This is a genomic window from Pseudomonas sp. Marseille-Q5299, from assembly GCF_943737035.1.
Classification (GTDB): domain Bacteria; phylum Pseudomonadota; class Gammaproteobacteria; order Pseudomonadales; family Pseudomonadaceae; genus Aquipseudomonas; species Aquipseudomonas putida_E.
The window spans coordinates 738,964-758,232 of sequence record NZ_CALSFR010000002.1 but is presented as its reverse complement, the minus strand read 5'-3'; the positions used below and the strand labels follow the sequence as shown (position 1 = coordinate 758,232).

17 protein-coding genes and 1 pseudogene are annotated in these 19,269 nt (G+C 60.4%); 11 read left to right on the top strand and 7 right to left on the bottom strand.

Annotation, left to right across the window (positions count from 1 at the left end; all coding sequences use genetic code 11):
- Positions 1 to 10 precede the first annotated feature (10 nt).
- Complete coding sequence (locus tag NGJ21_RS07920; protein ID WP_046784831.1) at positions 11 to 1,108, top strand: amino acid ABC transporter permease; 1,098 nt, start codon at positions 11 to 13, stop codon at positions 1,106 to 1,108.
- 10 nt (positions 1,109 to 1,118) lie between these two features.
- Positions 1,119 to 1,883: an amino acid ABC transporter ATP-binding protein gene (locus NGJ21_RS07915; RefSeq protein WP_012312835.1), complete on the top strand. Its 765-nt coding sequence runs from the start codon at positions 1,119 to 1,121 to the stop codon at positions 1,881 to 1,883.
- Between the two features lie 103 nt (positions 1,884 to 1,986).
- On the opposite strand, the gene algW is transcribed toward NGJ21_RS07915, so the two are convergent.
- Positions 1,987 to 3,147 (bottom strand): Do family serine endopeptidase AlgW, encoded by a 1,161-nt coding sequence (gene algW, locus NGJ21_RS07910; RefSeq protein WP_115273626.1) that lies wholly within the window; start codon positions 3,145 to 3,147, stop codon positions 1,987 to 1,989.
- Positions 3,148 to 3,305: 158 nt separating this feature from the next.
- Here algW and NGJ21_RS07905 point away from each other — a divergent pair, with 158 nt between their 5' ends.
- From NGJ21_RS07905 to cysN, 3 genes are all read left to right on the top strand, one after another.
- Positions 3,306 to 4,064: a Nif3-like dinuclear metal center hexameric protein gene (locus NGJ21_RS07905; protein ID WP_012312837.1), complete on the top strand. Its 759-nt coding sequence runs from the start codon at positions 3,306 to 3,308 to the stop codon at positions 4,062 to 4,064.
- Between the two features lie 225 nt (positions 4,065 to 4,289).
- Positions 4,290 to 5,207: a sulfate adenylyltransferase subunit CysD gene (gene cysD, locus NGJ21_RS07900; protein ID WP_009684445.1), complete on the top strand. Its 918-nt coding sequence runs from the start codon at positions 4,290 to 4,292 to the stop codon at positions 5,205 to 5,207.
- Between the two features lie 15 nt (positions 5,208 to 5,222).
- Positions 5,223 to 7,124, top strand: a complete 1,902-nt coding sequence (gene cysN, locus NGJ21_RS07895) for a sulfate adenylyltransferase subunit CysN (protein ID WP_046784834.1) — start codon at positions 5,223 to 5,225, stop codon at positions 7,122 to 7,124.
- Between the two features lie 71 nt (positions 7,125 to 7,195).
- Here the strand turns inward: cysN and NGJ21_RS07890 are convergent, their stop codons facing one another.
- On the bottom strand, positions 7,196 to 7,708 hold the full coding sequence (locus tag NGJ21_RS07890; RefSeq protein WP_251961989.1) for a hypothetical protein: 513 nt from the start codon (positions 7,706 to 7,708) through the stop codon (positions 7,196 to 7,198).
- A 1,606-nt stretch (positions 7,709 to 9,314) separates the two neighbouring features.
- Complete coding sequence (locus NGJ21_RS07885) at positions 9,315 to 9,794, bottom strand: Lrp/AsnC family transcriptional regulator (protein ID WP_039604488.1); 480 nt, start codon at positions 9,792 to 9,794, stop codon at positions 9,315 to 9,317.
- Between the two features lie 127 nt (positions 9,795 to 9,921).
- Between NGJ21_RS07885 and NGJ21_RS07880 the strand changes: the two genes are divergently transcribed.
- Positions 9,922 to 11,115, top strand: a complete 1,194-nt coding sequence (locus NGJ21_RS07880) for a methionine gamma-lyase (protein WP_115273632.1) — start codon at positions 9,922 to 9,924, stop codon at positions 11,113 to 11,115.
- A gap of 185 nt (positions 11,116 to 11,300) precedes the next feature.
- Here NGJ21_RS07880 and NGJ21_RS07875 read toward each other — a convergent pair whose 3' ends face one another.
- Complete coding sequence (locus NGJ21_RS07875; protein WP_012312843.1) at positions 11,301 to 11,738, bottom strand: Z-ring associated ZapG family protein; 438 nt, start codon at positions 11,736 to 11,738, stop codon at positions 11,301 to 11,303.
- Positions 11,739 to 11,874: 136 nt separating this feature from the next.
- Between NGJ21_RS07875 and NGJ21_RS07870 the strand changes: the two genes are divergently transcribed.
- From NGJ21_RS07870 to zapE, 3 genes are all read left to right on the top strand, one after another.
- Positions 11,875 to 12,510 carry an alpha/beta hydrolase gene (locus NGJ21_RS07870; RefSeq protein ID WP_115273633.1) on the top strand — a complete coding sequence of 212 codons (636 nt, stop codon included), beginning with the start codon at positions 11,875 to 11,877 and terminating at the stop codon, positions 12,508 to 12,510.
- Positions 12,511 to 12,535: 25 nt separating this feature from the next.
- Positions 12,536 to 13,885, top strand: a complete 1,350-nt coding sequence (locus NGJ21_RS07865) for a tryptophan--tRNA ligase (protein WP_046784839.1) — start codon at positions 12,536 to 12,538, stop codon at positions 13,883 to 13,885.
- A gap of 85 nt (positions 13,886 to 13,970) precedes the next feature.
- Positions 13,971 to 15,065 (top strand): cell division protein ZapE, encoded by a 1,095-nt coding sequence (gene zapE, locus NGJ21_RS07860; protein ID WP_039603943.1) that lies wholly within the window; start codon positions 13,971 to 13,973, stop codon positions 15,063 to 15,065.
- Positions 15,066 to 15,442: 377 nt separating this feature from the next.
- Here zapE and NGJ21_RS26045 read toward each other — a convergent pair.
- The 3 genes and pseudogenes from NGJ21_RS26045 to NGJ21_RS07845 form a co-directional block, all read right to left on the bottom strand.
- Positions 15,443 to 15,613: pseudogene (locus NGJ21_RS26045) on the bottom strand (IS110 family transposase); the annotation flags it as partial.
- Between the two features lie 309 nt (positions 15,614 to 15,922).
- Positions 15,923 to 16,843, bottom strand: a complete 921-nt coding sequence (locus NGJ21_RS07850; RefSeq protein WP_174142280.1) for a GlxA family transcriptional regulator — start codon at positions 16,841 to 16,843, stop codon at positions 15,923 to 15,925.
- Between the two features lie 219 nt (positions 16,844 to 17,062).
- The gene (locus tag NGJ21_RS07845) at positions 17,063 to 18,103 is read right to left on the bottom strand and encodes an NADP(H)-dependent aldo-keto reductase (RefSeq protein WP_251961988.1); all 1,041 of its coding nucleotides are present in this window, start codon (positions 18,101 to 18,103) and stop codon (positions 17,063 to 17,065) included.
- Between the two features lie 257 nt (positions 18,104 to 18,360).
- On the opposite strand from NGJ21_RS07845, the gene rplM reads away from it, so the two are divergent.
- Both rplM and rpsI read left to right on the top strand, forming a co-directional pair.
- On the top strand, positions 18,361 to 18,789 hold the full coding sequence (gene rplM / locus NGJ21_RS07840; RefSeq protein WP_008097538.1) for a 50S ribosomal protein L13: 429 nt from the start codon (positions 18,361 to 18,363) through the stop codon (positions 18,787 to 18,789).
- Positions 18,790 to 18,803: 14 nt separating this feature from the next.
- On the top strand, positions 18,804 to 19,196 hold the full coding sequence (gene rpsI / locus NGJ21_RS07835) for a 30S ribosomal protein S9 (RefSeq protein ID WP_046784841.1): 393 nt from the start codon (positions 18,804 to 18,806) through the stop codon (positions 19,194 to 19,196).
- Positions 19,197 to 19,269 lie beyond the last annotated feature (73 nt).

The following is a 19,269-nucleotide window of genomic DNA, read 5'->3' as shown; positions in this document are numbered from 1 at the left end:
GGATACGCCCGTGAATGCTCATGTTTTCAAACCTGACATGCCGCCACCGGTCAAGACCGTCGGCGTGCTCGCATGGATGCGGGCAAACCTGTTCTCCAGCTGGCTCAACACCCTGTTGACCCTGTTCGCCGTGTACCTGGTATGGCTGATCGTGCCGCCGCTGCTGCAGTGGGCGTTGATCGACGCCAACTGGGTCGGCACCACGCGCGCCGACTGCACCAAGGAGGGTGCCTGCTGGGTGTTCATCCAGCAGCGCTTTGGCCAGTTCATGTACGGCTATTACCCGGCTGAGTTGCGCTGGCGCGTGGACCTGACCGTATGGCTTGCCGTGCTTGGCGCTGCGCCGCTGTTCATCAAGCGCTTCCCGCGCAAGGCCGTTTACGGCCTGGGCTTTCTGGTGGTGTACCCGTTCCTGGCCTACACGCTGCTGCATGGCGGCTACCTGGGCCTGGAAAGCGTGCCGACCAGCCAGTGGGGCGGGCTGATGCTGACCTTGGTGATCGCCACGGTGGGTATCGTCGGCGCCTTGCCGCTGGGCATCTTGCTGGCCCTGGGGCGGCGTTCAAACATGCCTGCGGTGAAGGTGGTCTGCGTGACCTTCATCGAGTTCTGGCGTGGCGTGCCGTTGATCACCGTGCTGTTCATGTCGTCGGTGATGCTGCCGTTGTTCCTGCCCGAAGGCATGAGCTTCGACAAGCTGCTGCGGGCCATGATCGGCGTGATCCTGTTCCAGTCGGCGTACATCGCCGAGGTGGTGCGCGGCGGCCTGCAGGCCATCCCCAAGGGGCAATATGAAGCCGCTGCGGCGATGGGCCTGGGCTACTGGCGCTCGATGGGCCTGGTGATCCTGCCGCAGGCCTTGAAGCTGGTGATCCCTGGCATCGTCAATACCTTCATCGCCCTGTTCAAGGACACCAGCCTGGTCATCATCATCGGCCTGTTCGACCTGCTCAACAGCGTCAAGCAGGCTGCCGCCGACCCGGCCTGGCTGGGCATGGCCACCGAGGGCTATGTGTTCGCAGCCCTGGTGTTCTGGATCTTCTGTTTCGGTATGTCCCGCTACTCCATGCACCTGGAGCGCAAGCTGGACACTGGCCACAAGCGTTAGGAGTTTCGAAATGAGTGAAGCGATCAAGCAGCCTGCCGGCCCCGAAGGCATCATCCAGATGCAGGGCGTCAACAAGTGGTACGGCCAGTTCCATGTACTGAAGGACATCAACCTGAACGTGCGCCAGGGTGAGCGTATCGTGCTGTGCGGGCCTTCCGGTTCGGGCAAGTCCACCACCATCCGCTGCCTCAACCGCCTGGAAGAACACCAGCAGGGGCGCATCGTGGTCGATGGTGTGGAGTTGACCAACGATCTCAAGCAGATCGAGGCGATCCGCCGTGAGGTGGGCATGGTGTTCCAGCACTTCAACCTGTTCCCGCACCTGACCATCCTTGAAAACTGCACCCTGGCGCCCATGTGGGTACGCAAGATGCCGCGGCGCAAGGCCGAGGAAATCGCCATGCACTATCTGGAGCGGGTACGTATCCCGGAGCAGGCGCACAAGTACCCTGGGCAGTTGTCCGGTGGCCAGCAGCAGCGCGTGGCGATTGCCCGGGCGCTGTGCATGAAGCCGAAAATCATGCTGTTCGACGAGCCGACGTCGGCGCTCGACCCGGAAATGGTCAAGGAAGTGCTCGACACCATGGTTGGCCTGGCCGAGGACGGCATGACCATGCTCTGCGTGACCCACGAAATGGGCTTTGCCCGAACCGTGGCGAACCGGGTGATCTTCATGGATAAGGGGGAGATCGTGGAGCAGGCTGCGCCGGATGACTTCTTCGACCGGCCACGCAGTGACCGGACAAAGCTGTTCCTAAGCCAGATCCTGCACTGATGCTGTAGGGGCACAAGGCCGCTCCTGCAGGGTCACGCGTTTTGCCTGCAGGAGCGGCCTTGTGTCGCGAAAGGGCTGCAAAGCAGCCCCGGATCTTGAAGCCTTACTTCTCTTCCTGAGCCGCAGCCGGCGCAGGCGGCGGCCGTAGCCCCACTTCGGCGATCAGCTTCAACTGCTGCCCGTTGCGCATCACCTCGATGGTGATCTTCTCGTTGGGCTTGATCCGCGCCACCTGGTTCATCGACTTGCGCCCGTCACCGGCCGGCTCACCATTGATGCTCAGGATCACGTCACCCAGTTGCAACCCGGCCTTCTGCGCCGGGCCATCGCGGAAAATGCCCGCTACAACGATGCCTGGGCGCCCTTGCATGCCGAACGATTCGGCCAGTTCCTGGCTCAGCGGCTGAACTTCGATACCCAGCCAGCCACGAATCACCTGGCCGTGCTCGACGATCGACTTCATCACTTCCAGCGCCAGTTTGACCGGTATGGCGAAGCCGATGCCCTGCGAACCGCCCGATTTGGAGAAGATCGCCGTATTGATGCCGACCAGGTTGCCGTTGGCATCGACCAGCGCGCCGCCGGAGTTGCCCGGGTTGATTGCGGCGTCGGTCTGGATGAAGTCTTCGTAGTTGTTCAGGCCCAGCTGGTTGCGGCCAGTGGCGCTGATGATGCCCATGGTAACGGTCTGGCCGACGCCGAAGGGGTTGCCGATGGCCAGGGTGACGTCACCGATGTGGATGGTGTCGGAGCGGCCGATGGTGATGGCCGGCAGGTTCTTCAGGTCGATCTTCAATACCGCCAGATCGGTTTCGGGGTCGCTGCCGATCACCCGTGCCAGGGTTTCGCGGCCGTCTTTGAGCGCCACGACGATCTGGTCGGCGCCGCTGGTGACGTGGTTGTTGGTCAGCAGATAGCCCTCGGGGCTCATGATCACCGCCGAGCCCAGGCTCGACTCCCAGCGCCGTTGCTTGGGCAGGTTGTCGCCGAAGAAGCGGCGGAACTGCGGGTCTTCGAACAGCGGGTGGGCGCTCTTGTTCACCACCTTGGTGGTGTACAGGTTGACCACGGCAGGGGCGGCGAGCGTGACGGCGTCGGCATAGGACACCGGGCCTTGCATGATCTGCGTGGTCTGTGGCGCTTGTTGCAGGTTTACATCCTGGCTGGGCAGGCCGACCCACTGCGGGAAGCGCTGGATGATCAGCATGGCGATCAGTATGCCGGTAAGTAGGGGCCAGCCAAAATAACGCAAAGCCTTGAACATGAACGAATCCTGGGAGTGGGCGAGGGCCATGGTGGTGCGGCGGGGCGCGAACGCGCGCGATCATACACCGGTTTCCCCAACGCCGGCGACGGCCCATAATGGCGGCCATTATACGGGCGTTGTTCCCGTTGAACGTGCAGATTTCGAGGAGATTTTCCATGGCCGTCGCCCTTGACACCCTGGTTGAAGAAGCCGAGCGTTACCTGGGTAGCGCGAAAATCCAGGATTACTGCCCCAACGGCCTGCAGGTCGAAGGCCGCCCGCAGGTCAGCCGCATCGTCAGCGGCGTCACCGCCAGCCAGGCATTGCTGGATGCGGCGGTCGAGGCACAGGCCGACCTGGTGCTGGTACACCACGGTTATTTCTGGAAGGGCGAGAACCCGTGCATTACCGGGATCAAGCAGCGGCGCTTGAAAACCCTGCTCAAGCACGACATCAGCCTGCTGGCCTTCCACTTGCCGCTGGATGTGCACCCTGAGGTCGGCAACAACGTGCAACTGGCCCGCCAGCTGGACATCACCGTCGAAGGGCCGCTGGACCCAAGCGACCCCAAGGTGGTCGGGCTGGTCGGCTCGTTGGCCGAGCCTGTGACGGCGCGCGATTTCGCCCGCCGTGTTCAGGAGGTCATGGGGCGCGAACCCCTGCTGGTCGAAGGTGACCAGGTGATCCGTCGCGTCGGCTGGTGTACGGGCGGTGGGCAGGGCTATATCGATACGGCGATTGCTGCCGGGGTGGACTTGTTCATCAGTGGTGAAGCGTCCGAACAGACCTACCACAGTGCCCGCGAGAATGGCGTGAGCTTCATTGCCGCCGGGCATCATGCCACCGAGCGCTATGGTGTGCAGGCGCTGGGCGACTACCTGGCGCGGCGCTTTGCTCTGGAGCACCTGTTCATCGACTGCCCGAACCCTATCTGAGGCCATCTTCGGCCTCATCGCCGGCAAGCTGGCTCCCATGGGGCGGTGGGGCCGGCTTGCCGGCGATTGGGCCGCAGAGCGGCCCTTTGATAGCCAAACCCCCAGTCATATCGTTAGACCTTTTCGATCTAGTCCGGCGCCTAAATAGAATCAGCCGCTGTGATAAAGTGGCTCGCTCGAACACGGCCCGAAGGCCGTCCATAAGATCGTTTTACGTGAGTAGCCATGGTCGACAAACTGACGCACTTGAAACAGCTGGAGGCGGAAAGCATCCACATCATCCGCGAGGTGGCCGCCGAGTTCGACAACCCGGTGATGCTGTACTCGATCGGCAAGGATTCCGCCGTGATGCTGCACCTGGCGCGCAAAGCCTTCTTCCCAGGCAAGCTGCCGTTCCCGGTGATGCACGTCGACACCCAGTGGAAATTCCAGGAGATGTACCGCTTCCGCGACAAGATGGTCGAAGAAATGGGCCTGGAGCTGATCACCCACGTCAACCCCGAAGGTGTGGCGCAGGGCATCAACCCGTTCACCCATGGCAGCTCCAAGCACACCGACATCATGAAAACCCAAGGCCTCAAGCAGGCACTGGACAAGCATGGTTTCGACGCCGCTTTCGGTGGTGCCCGCCGCGATGAAGAGAAGTCACGTGCCAAAGAGCGCGTCTACTCGTTCCGTGACAGCAAGCACCGCTGGGACCCGAAGAACCAGCGCCCGGAACTGTGGAACGTCTATAACGGCAAGGTCAACAAGGGCGAGTCGATCCGCGTGTTCCCCCTGTCGAACTGGACCGAGCTGGACATCTGGCAGTACATCTACCTTGAAGGCATCCCGATCGTGCCGTTGTACTTCGCCGCCGAGCGTGAAGTCATCGAGAAGAACGGCACCCTGATCATGATCGACGACGAGCGCATCCTCGAGCACCTCTCCGAGGAAGAGAAAGCGCGCATCGTCAAGAAGAAGGTGCGTTTCCGTACCCTGGGCTGCTACCCGTTGACGGGTGCTGTCGAGTCGGAAGCCGAGACCCTGACGGACATCATTCAGGAAATGCTCCTGACCCGAACGTCCGAACGCCAGGGCCGTGTCATCGACCACGATGGCGCCGGTTCCATGGAAGACAAGAAACGCCAAGGCTACTTCTAATTTCAGGGTTACTCCATGTCGCACCAATCTGATCTGATCAGCGAGGACATCCTCGCCTACCTGGCCCAGCACGAGCGCAAGGAACTGCTGCGTTTCCTGACCTGCGGCAACGTCGACGACGGCAAGAGCACCCTGATCGGGCGCCTGCTGCACGACTCCAAGATGATCTACGAGGACCACCTCGAGGCCATCACCCGTGATTCGAAGAAGTCCGGTACCACCGGTGAAGAAGTCGACCTGGCGCTGCTGGTCGATGGTCTGCAGGCCGAGCGTGAGCAGGGCATCACCATCGATGTCGCCTACCGCTACTTCTCCACCGCCAAGCGCAAGTTCATCATTGCCGATACCCCGGGCCACGAGCAGTACACCCGCAACATGGCCACCGGCGCGTCCACCTGCGACCTGGCGATCATTCTGGTGGATGCCCGCTACGGCGTGCAGACCCAGACCCGCCGCCACAGCTACATCGCTTCGTTGCTGGGCATCAAGCACATCGTCGTCGCGGTCAACAAGATGGACCTCAAAGGCTTCGATGAAGGCGTCTTCGAGGAAATCAAGGCCGACTACCTGAAGTTTGCCGATGCCATCAACCTGACCCCGAGCAGCCTGCACTTCGTGCCGATGTCGGCGCTCAAGGGCGACAACGTGGTCAACCGCAGCGAGCGTTCGCCGTGGTACACCGGCCCTGCGCTGATGGAAATCCTCGAAACCGTCGAGGTCGCGGCCGACCGCAACTTCACCGACCTGCGTTTCCCGGTGCAGTACGTCAACCGCCCGAACCTGAACTTCCGCGGCTTCGCCGGTACCCTTGCCAGCGGCGTTGTGCACAAAGGTGACGAAATCGTCGTACTGCCCTCGGGCAAGAGCAGCCGGGTCAAGTCCATCGTCACCTACGAAGGTGAACTGGAGAACGCCGGCCCGGGCCAGGCCGTGACCCTGACCATGGAAGACGAGATCGACATCTCCCGTGGCGACCTGCTGGTGCATGCCGACAACGTCCCGCCAGTGACCGACCAGTTCGACGCCATGCTGGTATGGATGGCCGAAGAACCGATGCTGCCGGGCAAGAAATACGACATCAAGCGCGCCACCAGCTACGTGCCAGGCTCGATTGCCAGCATCACCCACAAGGTCGATGTGAACACCCTCGAAAAAGATGCAGCCAGCGCGCTGCAACTGAACGAGATCGGTCGCGTCAAGGTGTCGCTGGACAGCGCCATCGCCCTGGACGGCTACGACAGCAACCGCACCACCGGTGCGTTCATCGTCATCGACCGCCTGACCAACGGCACCGTCGGCGCCGGCATGATCATCGCTCCGCCTGTTCTGCCGCACGGCAGCACCGGCCAGCATGGCAAGCAGGCCCACGTGTCCACCGAAGAGCGCGCCCTGCGCTTCGGCCAGCAGCCAGCCACCGTGCTGTTCAGCGGCCTGTCCGGCGCTGGCAAGAGCACCCTGGCCTACGCGGTCGAGCGCAAGCTGTTCGACATGGGCCGTGCAGTTTACGTGCTCGACGGCCAGAACCTGCGCCACGACCTGAACAAGGGCCTGCCGCAAGACCGCGCCGGTCGCACCGAAAACTGGCGCCGCGCCGCCCATGTGGCGCGCCAGTTCAACGAAGCCGGCCTGCTGACCCTGGCCGCGTTCGTGGCCCCGGATGCCGAAGGCCGCGAGCAGGCCAAGGCGCTGATCGGCAAGGAGCGCCTGGTGACCGTTTACGTCCAGGCCTCGCCATTGGCCTGCCGTGAGCGCGACCCGCAAGGCCTGTACGCGGCTGGTGGTGACAACATCCCGGGTGAAAGCTTCCCGTTCGATGTGCCGCTGGATGCTGACCTTGTGATCGACACCCAGGCCACTAGCGTGGACGAAGGTGTGAAACAGGTGCTGGACGTGCTGCGTCAGCGCGGCGCGATCTAAGCGCTGGCTGCTGCATCAAAAAACCCGCTTCGGCGGGTTTTTTGTTTATTGGAGGGCGCATGGCTAATCCGCTACATCCGGTGGAAAAGATGATGGCCAAGGCGCCGAAAGTGCCAAGAAGGCTTGGGTCTGGAGAGTGGGGTGCTGACAAGGTAGCGCCGATCAGCACTACCGAGTGTTGATGGCCAAGCTGCTGCCAGAGCGGTGACGATGAACTGAGGAGCAGCCGCAACGGTCACCGCCCCCATGCCAGCTACTGCTGCTTTGATAGCCTCCAGCATTACAGTGGACGCACTTTCCGCTAGTGCGAACGTTGCCGCGCCGATCGGAGTGATGGTGGGTACTGAGGATGCGGTTCGGGCATCGCTGATGTAGCTGATGCGTTGGCTTGCCGCTTCTTGGCGCTGACGTTCAGCGTGTGCTGCCAGTCGTTCGGCTTCTGCCTGTTTTCGTGCAGCCTCTTCGGCAGCCAATCGTTGCGTTTCGGCCTTCAGTCGTGCAGCTTCCTGGCCCGCAGCCTGTTCTGCCGCGTGCCTGGCTTGAAGTTGCTCCGCCTCAATGGCGCGCTGAGCCAGGTTGCCCATCGCAGCGCTGACCCTTGCAGGTAGCGAATGGATTCTGTCAGCGCGAGTGCGCGATGGTAGTCCGCCCACAGTTGTCCGGCTCGACGTGTGGCCTGCTCATCGACCAAATGTTGCAAGGCTTCGGTTTGCGGCTTGGGCAGTGGCCCGATGATGTTCGGGTTGGATTCGCTGAATGCCGGTACTTACGCCTTCTTGGCCTCAATCAGACCGTTGGCGGTATTCAAGTATGCCGACAGCCGCTGGGGCAGGGTATCGGTATCCTGAATGGACGTGGCCTGAACCACCTGATGCTGTACGAAGTTAGGCAGACAGTCGAAACAGATCTGCTGCTCCAATTGTATCTGCCGGATCCTGCGCTCGATTGCCTTTGGCAGGTCTGCATGAGGCTGCTGCAGTTCTGTGTTGTCGCGAAGCAAGCACATGGATTTCGAATTTCGAGTAATTACTCCGTAGGGTTGTTTTGTTTTGTGTTATCTATCCATCGGAAGTGTTCTTGGTAATCCTTCTGTCGTTCGCAACCCTGCTTGTAGGGATCCATGTCGCATTTAAAGTGGATTTCTTGTTTGTCAGGGAGAAGCATAGGCATTTCGCCGGTGCATCCACTTAGCAATAATAGGGTGGTGATCGCTAGCTTTTTCATGGGTAGAGTTCGTTAAAGTAATTATTTGCTCGAGGGGTACACGTTGCTGTGCAGGGACTGGGTGAGCGGTTTGTTCTTGAATTATGCCTTGTTTTCGAGAATTAATATGGCGCAATAGGTGTAGGAAATTCCGCCTTGATGCGTAGGAATTTGTTCCTGATTTGGTGGGGAGTAATTCTATGTGTTGTTTTGCGCGCTATGTACCCATGATGGCCATGGAGCGCTGCTTGAGCACTCCATGTGTATCCATAGGAATGAGGTGTGCAATGGGGCGAAGTAAGTATCGGAAAACCGCTATCAGCCTTTCCTTGGTTCTGGTGGGATATTGCTACCTCCTAATCAAGCCATGCAGGCTGGGCAGTTTATAAAATCAGAGAATGGCCGGTTTATTCTGCGTCTTCGAAGTGATGGAAATCTTGTGTTGGAAGATGGGGGGACCGTCGTATGGGTGGCAGACGAGAGTCAATCTCATAGCTCTACATTTCGGTTACGAACTCGCGAGTCACTCCAGTTCGTTGTCAGCAACTCCGGATTTTTATATGATCCTGTCCGACTGCGGATCTGGTCCGCACAGTCCACTGAAACACTGGATAGGTCCTACTGGGAAAACAACTATCTTGCGTTGACTGATACGGGAAATATCCTGATCTTTGACGGTCGTAATGGGGAGGTGCGATGGGCGCGCTATGGCTATGTGCCTGGACGGCTGCCGCGTAGAACCAAAATATATCCGGAGGTCTATCCACCAATCCCTCCGCCACTCATTAAGATTCCACATGACTATCCGTGATGCATAATCGCGTTTCGCTGAATGTAGACCACCAAACTTAATACGCTTGGTGGTTTTATGTGGATTTAGATTTTAGTGCGCTCTTAGGTGACTTTTTGACTGGTTGTGTTATTGAGCAACTGCTCATTGGAGGAAATGGGGAAAGCTAGCCCTACTTCCGGCTTGAAAGGTCTCATTCAGATATGCGTTTCCGACACGGGGATCACGCGTTTTTCCTTAACTGCCTTGTAGGAAAAACTCGAATAAATCTCCTTCACCCCGGGCAAGCGCTGCAGCACTTCGCGGGTAAATTCGCCGAACGACTCCAGATCCCGTGCGAGGATTTCCAGCAGGAAGTCATAGCGCCCGGAGATGTTGTGGCAGGCGACGATCTCGGGGATTTCCATCAGCCGCTGTTCGAACGCCAGCGCCATTTCCTTGGTGTGCGAGTCCATCATGATGCTGACGAACGCAGTTACCCCAAACCCTAGCGATTTGGGCGAAAGAATAGCCTGGTAGCCGGTGATGTAGCCGTTGTCCTCCAGCAGCTTGACCCGTCGCCAGCAGGGCGAGGTGGTCAGGGCTACCTGGTCGGCGAGTTCGGCGACGGTGAGGCGGGCGTTGTCCTGTAAGGCGGCGAGTAGGGCGCGGTCGGTGCGGTCGAGGCTTGAAGGCATGTTTTGCCCTCCTGGTCCGTTAATTGTTGTTTTTGTTCCAGCAAGCACGCAGATGTGTGGGCTATTTTGGAAAAAATCGGGCAGCTCGGTGGCATAAGCTTATAACAAACCACAAGAGGCTGTTGCGATGCGCGACTCCCATAACAACACCGGTTTTTCCACACGGGCCATTCACCATGGCTACGATCCGCTTTCCCACGGTGGTGCCCTGGTGCCACCGGTGTACCAGACCGCTACCTATGCCTTCCCGACCGTCGAATACGGTGCTGCCTGCTTCGCCGGGGAGGAGGCGGGGCACTTCTACAGCCGCATCTCCAACCCCACCCTGGCCTTGCTTGAGCAGCGCATGGCCTCGCTGGAGGGCGCAGAGGCGGGATTGGCGCTGGCGTCGGGGATGGGCGCCATCACTTCGACCATCTGGACCCTGCTGCGGCCTGGTGATGAGTTGATCGTCGGGCGCACCTTGTATGGCTGCACCTTCGCGTTCCTGCACCATGGCATCGGCGAGTTCGGGGTCAAGATTCGCCATGTCGACCTTAACGATGCCAAGGCCATGAAAGCGGCGATCAACGGCAAAACGCGGATGATCTACTTCGAAACGCCGGCCAACCCCAACATGCAATTGGTGGATATAGCGGCCGTCGTCGAGGCAGTGCAAGGCAGTGATGTGCTTGTGGTGGTCGATAACACCTACTGCACGCCTTATCTGCAGCGGCCGCTGGAGCTTGGGGCGGACTTGGTGGTGCATTCGGCGACCAAGTACCTCAGTGGCCATGGCGACATTACCGCCGGCCTGGTGGTGGGGCGCAAAGCGCTGGTCGACCGCATTCGCCTGGAAGGGCTGAAAGACATGACCGGGGCTGTGCTTTCGCCGCATGACGCTTCGCTATTGATGCGCGGTATCAAGACCCTTGCACTGCGCATGGACCGGCACTGCGCCAATGCACTGCAGGTGGCGCAATGCCTGGCTCGGCAGCCGCAGGTAGAGCTGATTCATTACCCGGGGTTGCCGTCGTTTGCCCAGTACGAACTGGCACAGCGGCAGATGCGTTTGCCGGGCGGGATGATTGCGTTTGAGCTCAAGGGTGGTTTCGAGGCTGGGCGGCGCTTCATGAATGCCCTGCAGCTGTTTGCCCGGGCAGTGAGCCTGGGGGATGCCGAGTCGCTGGCGCAGCACCCGGCGAGCATGACCCATTCCAGCTACACACCGCAGGAGAGGGCGCATCACGGGATATCGGAGGGGCTGGTGAGGTTATCGGTGGGGCTGGAGGATGTGCAAGACCTGCTGGCGGACATCGAGCAGGCGCTGGGGCATCTGTAAGAGCGGCCTTGTGCCGCGAAAGGGGCGCGCAGCGGCCCCCGGATTTCAGCCATCCTGCAAGATTGCCGGGGCTGCTTTGCAGCCCGTTCGCGGCGCGAGGCCGCTCCTACATGGGGTCGTGCACGGGCAGGAAAACGGCATCCACAAAAAAGGCCTCTTACGAGGCCTTTTACGTGTTCAGCAGATCAACGCTTGAGCCCGTAGCTCTCGTCAAGCATGCCCGGCGAGTTCGGCGCTTTTGGCGCATAGTCGCGCGGTACTTCGGCGGTGTCCTTCGGCGGCGTCAGGCGGTCACGTGGTGCCTGGGCCGACTCGGAGTGCAGTGCAGCCAGCAGGCGCTGGCGAGTGACTTCATCGAGGGCCAGGCTGTTGGCGCCTTCGGCCAGGTGATCCTGGACATCCTGGTAGCTCTGGGTCAGTTTCTTGACCAGCATTGCGGTGCTGTTGAAGTGGGTGACCACTTCGTTCTGGTAGCTGTCGAAGCGCTTCTGGATGTCGTCCAGTTGGCGCTGGGTGTTGGTCGGCGCAGCATTGGGCAGCAGGCGGGCCACGATGAAACCGACCGCCACACCGATGACCAGGGCCAGGGTTGGCAACAACCAAACAAGGAGCGAGAGTTCCACGAGTCCTTCCTCTATAAACGGCTTTGCTTTACGTTAACGGCTCAGACCTGCGCTGTATACCGCGAGCGATCGCAAATCAGAACAGAATTCCTACCCTAGACGAATCGACCCCCTTCGAGGTCACGGAGTGAGTGCCTTGCTTGTCCGCGAAACCCCCTTGTTCATCGATGGCCCCGTCGGCCAGCTGGAAGCCTTGTACCTGGACGTGGCCGACGCCCGTGGCGCGGTGCTGATCTGCCACCCCAATCCGGTTCAGGGTGGCACCATGCTCAACAAGGTGGTCTCGACCCTGCAGCGCACGGCACGCGACGCTGGCTACGTGACATTGCGTTTCAATTACCGCGGTGTTGGCCAGAGCGCGGGCAGCCATGACATGGGCGCTGGTGAAGTGGCCGATGCACAAGCTGCCGCAGCCTGGTTGCGCGAAAAACACCCGCACCTGCCGCTGGTGCTGATGGGCTTCTCGTTCGGCGGCTTTGTCGCCACCAGCCTGGCCGGGCGCCTTGAGAGCGCTGACGTCACGCTGCAGCACCTGTTCATGATAGCCCCGGCCGTGATGCGCCTGACTGCAGAGTTCCCCTTGCCGCAGCGCTGCCCGATCACCGTGGTGCAGCCAGATGCCGACGAAGTCGTTGCACCGCAGCTCGTTTACGAATGGTCTGACACGCTGCCGCGCCCCCATGAGCTGCTGAAAGTGGCAGAATGCGGACACTTCTTCCATGGCAAGCTGACCGATCTGAAGGATCTGCTGCTGCCGCGCCTTTCGAATTGAGCCAAGCCTGAATAAGCGAACACCCATGACCACGCGCATTCTCACTGGTATCACCACCACCGGTACCCCACACCTGGGCAACTACGCCGGTGCCATTCGCCCGGCGATCGTTGCCAGCCAGCAGCCGGGGGCCGACTCGTTCTACTTTTTGGCCGACTACCACGCCCTGATCAAGTGCGATGACCCGCTGCGCATTCAGCGCTCGCGTCTGGAAATCGCTGCTACCTGGCTGGCCGGCGGCCTCGACCCGGACAAGGTGACCTTCTATCGTCAGTCCGATATTCCCGAGATCCCCGAGCTGACCTGGCTGCTCACCTGCGTTGCGGCCAAGGGCCTGCTCAACCGTGCGCACGCCTACAAGGCTTCGGTGGACAAGAACCTCGAGAATGGCGAAGACCCGGACGCCGGCGTGACCATGGGCCTTTACAGCTACCCGGTGCTGATGGCGGCGGACATCCTGATGTTCAACGCGCACAAGGTGCCGGTCGGTCGCGACCAGATCCAGCACGTGGAAATGGCCCGTGACATCGGCCAGCGCTTCAACCACCTGTTCGGCCAAGGCAAGGACTTCTTCGCCTTGCCAGAGGCGGTTATCGAAGAAAGTGTGGCGACGTTGCCTGGCCTGGACGGGCGCAAGATGTCCAAGAGCTATGACAACACCATCCCGCTTTTCTCCAGCGCCAAGGACATGAAAGACGCCATTTCGCGCATCGTCACCGACTCCCGCGCACCTGGCGAAGCGAAAGATCCGGACAACGCGCACCTGTTCACCCTGTTCCAGGCCTTCTCGACGCCGGTGCAATGCGCCGAGTTTCGCGAAGAACTGCTGCAGGGCCTGGGCTGGGGCGAGGCCAAGCAGCGCCTGTTCCAGCTGCTTGACGGGCAACTGGCCGAGAAGCGTGAGCACTATCACCAACTGATTTCCCGCCCGTCGGACCTGGAAGACATCCTGCTGGCTGGCGCTGCCAAGGCCCGCAAGACCGCCACGCCGTTCCTCGAGCAACTGCGCGAGGCCGTTGGCCTGCGCTCGTTCCGTAGCAGCGTGCAGGCCACTACAGAGGTGAAGAAGAAGGCCGTCAAGAGCGCACGCTTCGTCAGCTTCCGTGACGAGGACGGCAGCTTCCGCTTCCGCCTGTTGGCCGCTGATGGCGAGCAACTGCTGTTGTCTCGCAGCTTCGCCGACGGCAAGAGCGCGGGCGCGGTGAGCAAGCAGTTGCAGCAGGGCGGCGACGCCGATGTGCGTGTCGAAGGCCTGGGCTTCAGCTTGTGGCTGAACGGCGAGCAGGTTGCCGACGGGCCGCAGTTTGCCAGTGCCCAGGCCCGTGACATGGCCGTTCAAAGCCTGCGTGAGGCCCTGGCGCCGCAGCAGGACTGAGACAGTTTGACGCAAGTCTGATTGCCATTAGGCGGGCCGGTCGCTACAGTGACGGCCCGTTTTTTGTTGCCTCGCTAACGAAATCATGACGCCCCTAGAACGATATCAAGCAGATCTGAAACGTCCCGACTTCTTCCATGATGCGGCGCAGGAAACTGCGGTGCGTCACTTGCAGCGCCTGTACGACGACCTGGTGCACGCGCAGAACAACAAGCCGGGCATGTTCGGCAAGCTGTTCGGCAAGAAGGAGCAGACGCCGGTCAAAGGCCTGTATTTCTGGGGCGGGGTAGGCCGGGGCAAGACCTACTTGGTCGATACCTTCTATGAAGCGCTGCCGTTCAAGCAGAAGATGCGTACGCACTTCCACCGCTTCATGAAGCGGGTGCACGAGGAGATGAAAACCCTCAAGGGCGAGAAGAACCCGCTGACCCTGATCGCCAAGCGCTTCAGCGATGAAGCCAAGGTGATCTGTTTCGACGAATTCTTCGTCTCCGACATCACCGATGCCATGATCCTCGGCACCCTGATGGAAGAGCTGTTCAAGAACGGCGTATCGCTGGTGGCGACCTCCAACATCGTCCCCGACGGCCTGTACAAGGATGGCCTGCAGCGTGCGCGCTTCCTGCCGGCCATCGCCATGATCAAGCAGTATACGGACGTGGTGAACGTCGACAGCGGGGTCGACTACCGCCTGCGTCACCTGGAGCAGGCCGAACTGTTCCACTTCCCGCTCGACGAGGCTGCCGAGCAGAGCATGCGTGCGAGCTTCAAGGCGCTGACACCCGAGTGCACCCAGGCCGTCGACAATGACGTGCTGATGATCGAGAACCGCCCGATCCATGCGCTGCGTACCTGTGACGATGTCGCCTGGTTCGACTTCCGCGCCCTGTGCGACGGGCCGCGCAGCCAGAACGACTACATTGAACTGGGCAAGATTTTCCATGCCGTGCTGTTGAGCAACGTCGAGCAGATGGGCGTCACCACCGACGACATCGCCCGGCGCTTCATCAACATGGTGGACGAGTTCTACGACCGCAACGTCAAGCTGATCATTTCGGCCGAGGTAGAGCTGAAGGATTTGTACACCGGTGGGCGCCTGAGCTTCGAGTTCCAGCGCACCTTGAGCCGGTTGCTGGAGATGCAGTCGCACGAATTCCTGGCCCGCGCGCACAAGCCCTGAGGTCCTTGCGCTGTAGGAGCGGCCTTGCGTCGCGAAAGGGGCGCGCAGCGGCCCCAGGTTCTGTGGCGCAACAAAAAACATCGGGGCCGCTGCGCAGCCCTTTCCGACCGGTCCGGCGCCCCAGCAAGGCCGCTCCTATGTATGGACTTAGCTGCTTTTTGAACATAGGAACCCGGTTGCATCTACGTATCAGGCCTATTCAAGGAAGCTTTTTGCTTCTGGCCAACATCGTGGTGAGCTCGCAGCGTGCCGTTTACATTGAGGCCACTCATCAGGCCTGTAGGAGCGGGGGCATCTGTCTGCGACGGTCTTACCAAGGGTCAATGTTCACTAGCAGGGGTTGGAGCGCTCAGCGCCCGGTGGCATTGCTCAGTTGATCAGCGGCTCATAGCAGCCTCCGACCGATTTTCCGCTTTGCGTTGGTAAACCTGGCCACTCTGCAGCAGAGCCCAGATTATCCGCAGATTCCGATTAGCCAGTCTGATTGCCGCCTCCTTGCGCCCAAGGCGGGATAGCCAGCGCAAGAGGCGGCGATCGTCTGGCTGATCATCAAGACGGTCACCGTCACGGGTAGTTTGAGCAAGAAATCATGGAAGGCTTGGCGGGATTTGATGCGATCTTCGTAGATCACCCGGCCGGCAGCATCTTCGCCTGCTAGCTGGAAGACCTGCTTGGTCAGGTCTACGCAGATGGTTGTGCAAAGCTCCACATCAGTGGAAGACAGGGAATCGTGCTTCGAACTATGCTTTTTCATGGACTCGCCCTCGCTGCCGTTGGCTTCTTAGAACGCCACCGTGGCACTGTGATGCCTCGGCGGGGGCGAGTCCATCGATTACAGACGGTCGCTTGGGCTGAATTCAGGCTTCCTGCATAAACTGCTGCCGATACTGGTTCGGCGACAACTCCGTGTGCTGGCGGAACAGCCGCGCAAAGAAACTCGCATCGTCATAGCCGACTTCATAGCTGATGGTCTTGATGCTCTTGCGTGTGCTCGACAGCAACCCCTTGGCTGTTTCTATCCGTAGCCGCTGCAGGTAGTGCAGCGGCTTGTCGCCGGTCGCGCCCTGGAAGCGCCGCATGAAGTTGCGGATGCTCATGCCATGGTTGCGGGCCACATCCTCGAAGCGGAACTTGTCGGCGAAGTGCTCCTCGAGCCAGTGTTGAATCTGCAGGATGATCAGGTCCTGGTGCAGCTTCTGCCCACCGAAACCCATGCGCCCAGGGGTGTAGTTGCGCTGCACTTCGTAGAGGATGTCACGGGCCACGGCGCGGGCCACGTTGGCCCCGCAGAAGCGTTCGATCAGGTAGATGTACAGGTCGCAGGCCGAGGTGGTGCCGCCGGCGCAGTAAAGGTTGTCGGCGTCGGTCAGGTGCTTGTCCTGGTTCAGCCGGATCTTCGGGTAGCGCTCGGCGAAGCTGGTGAAGAAGCGCCAGTAGGTGGTCGCCTCCTTGCCGTCGAGCAGGCCGGACTCGGCCAGCCAGAATACCCCGCTGGCTTCAGCGCAGAGTACGGCGCCGCGGGCATGTTGCTCGCGCAACCAGGGCAGCACTTGCGGATAACGTTGCAGCAGGTTGTCGAAGTCTTCCCAGAAGGCTGGGAGGATGATCACATCGGCGTCGTCCAGGCCGCCATCGACCGGCAGCTGCACATTGCTGAAACTGTCCACCGGCCGGCCGTCGGGGCTCACCAGGCAGATCTCGAACATGGGCTGCAGGCCCAGGCCCAGCTGTTTGCTGTAGCGCAGGCTGGCGAGGTGGAAAAAGTCCTTGGCTTGCATCAAGGTCGAAGCGAACACCTTGTCAATGGCCAGGATGCTGACGCGCCGCAATGACGCGGAGGGTTGGGTAAACATCATTGTCATTGTTCTTATAGGGTAGAGTGGTCAATCACCGGCTGGATCGTCTTATGTTTTTTGTCGAGCTGCAAGCTTCAAGCTGCAAGCGGCAAGAAAAAAGCAGAGGCTGCGACACCGCTCTGCTTTTTCTTGCAGCTTTGTTCAAGGTGCCGGGTTGGGCTGCTCCTGATGAACGGCCTCGATCGCCGCCAGCAGCTCATCACTCAGGTTCAGCTCCAGGCTTTTGAGGTTGCTCTGAAGTTGTACCAGGTCAGTGGCACCGATGATGTTGCTGGTCACGAAGGGCTGGCGGGTGACGAATGCCAGGGCCATTTGTGCCGGGTCCAGCCCGTGTGCCTGGGCCAGTTGCACATAGCGGCTGCAGGCCGCCACGGTCTGCGGGTTGGAGTAGCGGGCGAAGCGGCTGAACAGGGTCAGGCGGCCTTTTTCCGGCCGGGCGCCGTTCTCGTATTTACCCGACAGCATGCCGAAGGCCAGCGGCGAGTAGGCCAGCAGGCCACACTGCTCGCGGATGGCCACTTCCGCCAGGCCCACCTCGAAGCTGCGGTTGAGCAGGTTGTACGGGTTCTGGATCGACACCGCCCGGGGCCAGCCGCGGGTGTCGGCCAGGTGCAGGAACTTCATGGTGCCCCACGGCGTTTCGTTGGAAAGGCCAATGTGGCGGATCTTGCCTGCCCGCACCTGCTCGTCGAGCACCTCGAGGGTTTCTTCCAGGGGGGTGAACAGGTCATGCGGCAGGTGCTGGTAACCCAGCTTGCCGAAGAAGTTGGTGCTGCGCTCCGGCCAGTGCAGCTGATACAGGTCGATACGGTCGGTTTGCAGGCGCTCAAGGCTCGCATCCAGCGCCGCCACGATGTGCTGGCGGTTGTGCTTGAGCTGGCCGTCGCGGATGTGGCTGATACCGTTGCCGGGGCCGGCGACCTTGCTGGCGAGAATCCAGTCATCACGGTCGCCGTGCTGGCGGAACCAGTTGCCGATGATGCGCTCGGTGGCGGCATAGGTCTCGGGGCGTGGCGGCACCGGATACATTTCGGCGGTGTCGATAAAATTGACCCCGCTGGTTTTGGCCAGTTTGATCTGGGCGAAGGCCTCGGCCTCGTCGTTCTGCTCGCCCCAGGTCATGGTGCCCAGGCACAGGGCGCTGACATCGAGATCGGTACGGCCGAGCTTGCGGTATTCCATCGGGAAAACACTCCTTGGCAAAGACACCCATAAAAGCAGGTTGAAATTTTTCGCGCAATCTGGATAATTCGGCCCCTCTCCGTGTGGCGGAAGTGATGCACCACCACGCAGGAAGAACCCCGTCGAACATTGGCGTGCCCGACCCGAGCCCCCAAAAGCGTCTGTGTTCGGCTGCGCGCTTGCCCTTGGCAAGCTGTGCACTATCCAGTAAGATTCGCCGTCTATTTTTCGCTGGGCGGCCTCTGAGGCTTTAGAGAATGAAAACTTTTACTGCTAAACCGGAAACAGTAAAGCGCGAGTGGTTCGTAGTCGACGCCGCTGGCCAGACCCTGGGTCGTCTGGCTACCGAAATCGCTAGCCGTCTGCGTGGCAAGCACAAACCAGAATACACTCCTCACGTTGACACCGGCGACTACATCGTCGTCATCAACGCCGAGCAAATCCGTGTAACTGGCGCCAAGTCTTCCGACAAGATGTACTACTCCCACTCCGGCTTCCCGGGCGGTATCAAGGAAATCAACTTCGAGAAGTTGATCGCCAAGGCCCCTGAGCGTGTTATCGAAACCGCGGTCAAAGGCATGCTGCCGAAGAACCCGCTGGGTCGCGACATGTACCGTAAGCTGAAAGTGTACGCGGGTGCTGCTCACCCACACACTGCTCAGCAGCCTCAAGAACTGAAGATCTAACGGGATAGTTCATTATGTCGGCGACTCAAAATTACGGCACTGGCCGTCGCAAGACCGCAACCGCTCGCGTTTTCCTGCGTCCGGGTACTGGTAACATCTCCATCAACAACCGTCCTCTGGACACCTTCTTCGGCCGCGAAACCGCTCGTATGGTTGTTCGCCAGCCGCTGGAGCTGACCGAGACCACCGCGAAGTTCGACATCTACGTCACCGTTGCCGGTGGTGGTGTCAGCGGTCAAGCCGGTGCGATCCGTCACGGTATCACCCGCGCTCTGATGGAATACGACGAAACCCTGCGTGGCGCTCTGCGTCGTGCTGGCTACGTCACCCGCGACGCTCGTGAAGTCGAGCGTAAGAAAGTGGGTCTGCGTAAAGCGCGTAAGCGTCCTCAGTACTCCAAGCGTTAATACCGCTTCGGCAGTCGAAAAAAGCCCGGTTCTTTGGAACCGGGCTTTTTTTATGGCTTGAACTAACCTGTCA

What these genes read in the sequence shown, in the direction of transcription:
- NGJ21_RS07915 (WP_012312835.1), top strand. Translation starts at nt 1,119, where the DNA reads ATGAGTGAAGCGATCAAGCAGCCTGCCGGCCCCGAAGGCATCATCCAG.
- algW (WP_115273626.1), bottom strand. Translation starts at nt 3,147, where the DNA reads ATGTTCAAGGCTTTGCGTTATTTTGGCTGGCCCCTACTTACCGGCATA.
- NGJ21_RS07905 (WP_012312837.1), top strand. Translation starts at nt 3,306, where the DNA reads ATGGCCGTCGCCCTTGACACCCTGGTTGAAGAAGCCGAGCGTTACCTG.
- cysD (WP_009684445.1), top strand. Translation starts at nt 4,290, where the DNA reads ATGGTCGACAAACTGACGCACTTGAAACAGCTGGAGGCGGAAAGCATC.
- cysN (WP_046784834.1), top strand. Translation starts at nt 5,223, where the DNA reads ATGTCGCACCAATCTGATCTGATCAGCGAGGACATCCTCGCCTACCTG.
- NGJ21_RS07890 (WP_251961989.1), bottom strand. Translation starts at nt 7,708, where the DNA reads ATGGGCAACCTGGCTCAGCGCGCCATTGAGGCGGAGCAACTTCAAGCC.
- NGJ21_RS07885 (WP_039604488.1), bottom strand. Translation starts at nt 9,794, where the DNA reads ATGCCTTCAAGCCTCGACCGCACCGACCGCGCCCTACTCGCCGCCTTA.
- NGJ21_RS07880 (WP_115273632.1), top strand. Translation starts at nt 9,922, where the DNA reads ATGCGCGACTCCCATAACAACACCGGTTTTTCCACACGGGCCATTCAC.
- NGJ21_RS07865 (WP_046784839.1), top strand. Translation starts at nt 12,536, where the DNA reads ATGACCACGCGCATTCTCACTGGTATCACCACCACCGGTACCCCACAC.
- zapE (WP_039603943.1), top strand. Translation starts at nt 13,971, where the DNA reads ATGACGCCCCTAGAACGATATCAAGCAGATCTGAAACGTCCCGACTTC.
- NGJ21_RS07850 (WP_174142280.1), bottom strand. Translation starts at nt 16,843, where the DNA reads ATGCAAGCCAAGGACTTTTTCCACCTCGCCAGCCTGCGCTACAGCAAA.
- NGJ21_RS07845 (WP_251961988.1), bottom strand. Translation starts at nt 18,103, where the DNA reads ATGGAATACCGCAAGCTCGGCCGTACCGATCTCGATGTCAGCGCCCTG.
- rplM (WP_008097538.1), top strand. Translation starts at nt 18,361, where the DNA reads ATGAAAACTTTTACTGCTAAACCGGAAACAGTAAAGCGCGAGTGGTTC.
- rpsI (WP_046784841.1), top strand. Translation starts at nt 18,804, where the DNA reads ATGTCGGCGACTCAAAATTACGGCACTGGCCGTCGCAAGACCGCAACC.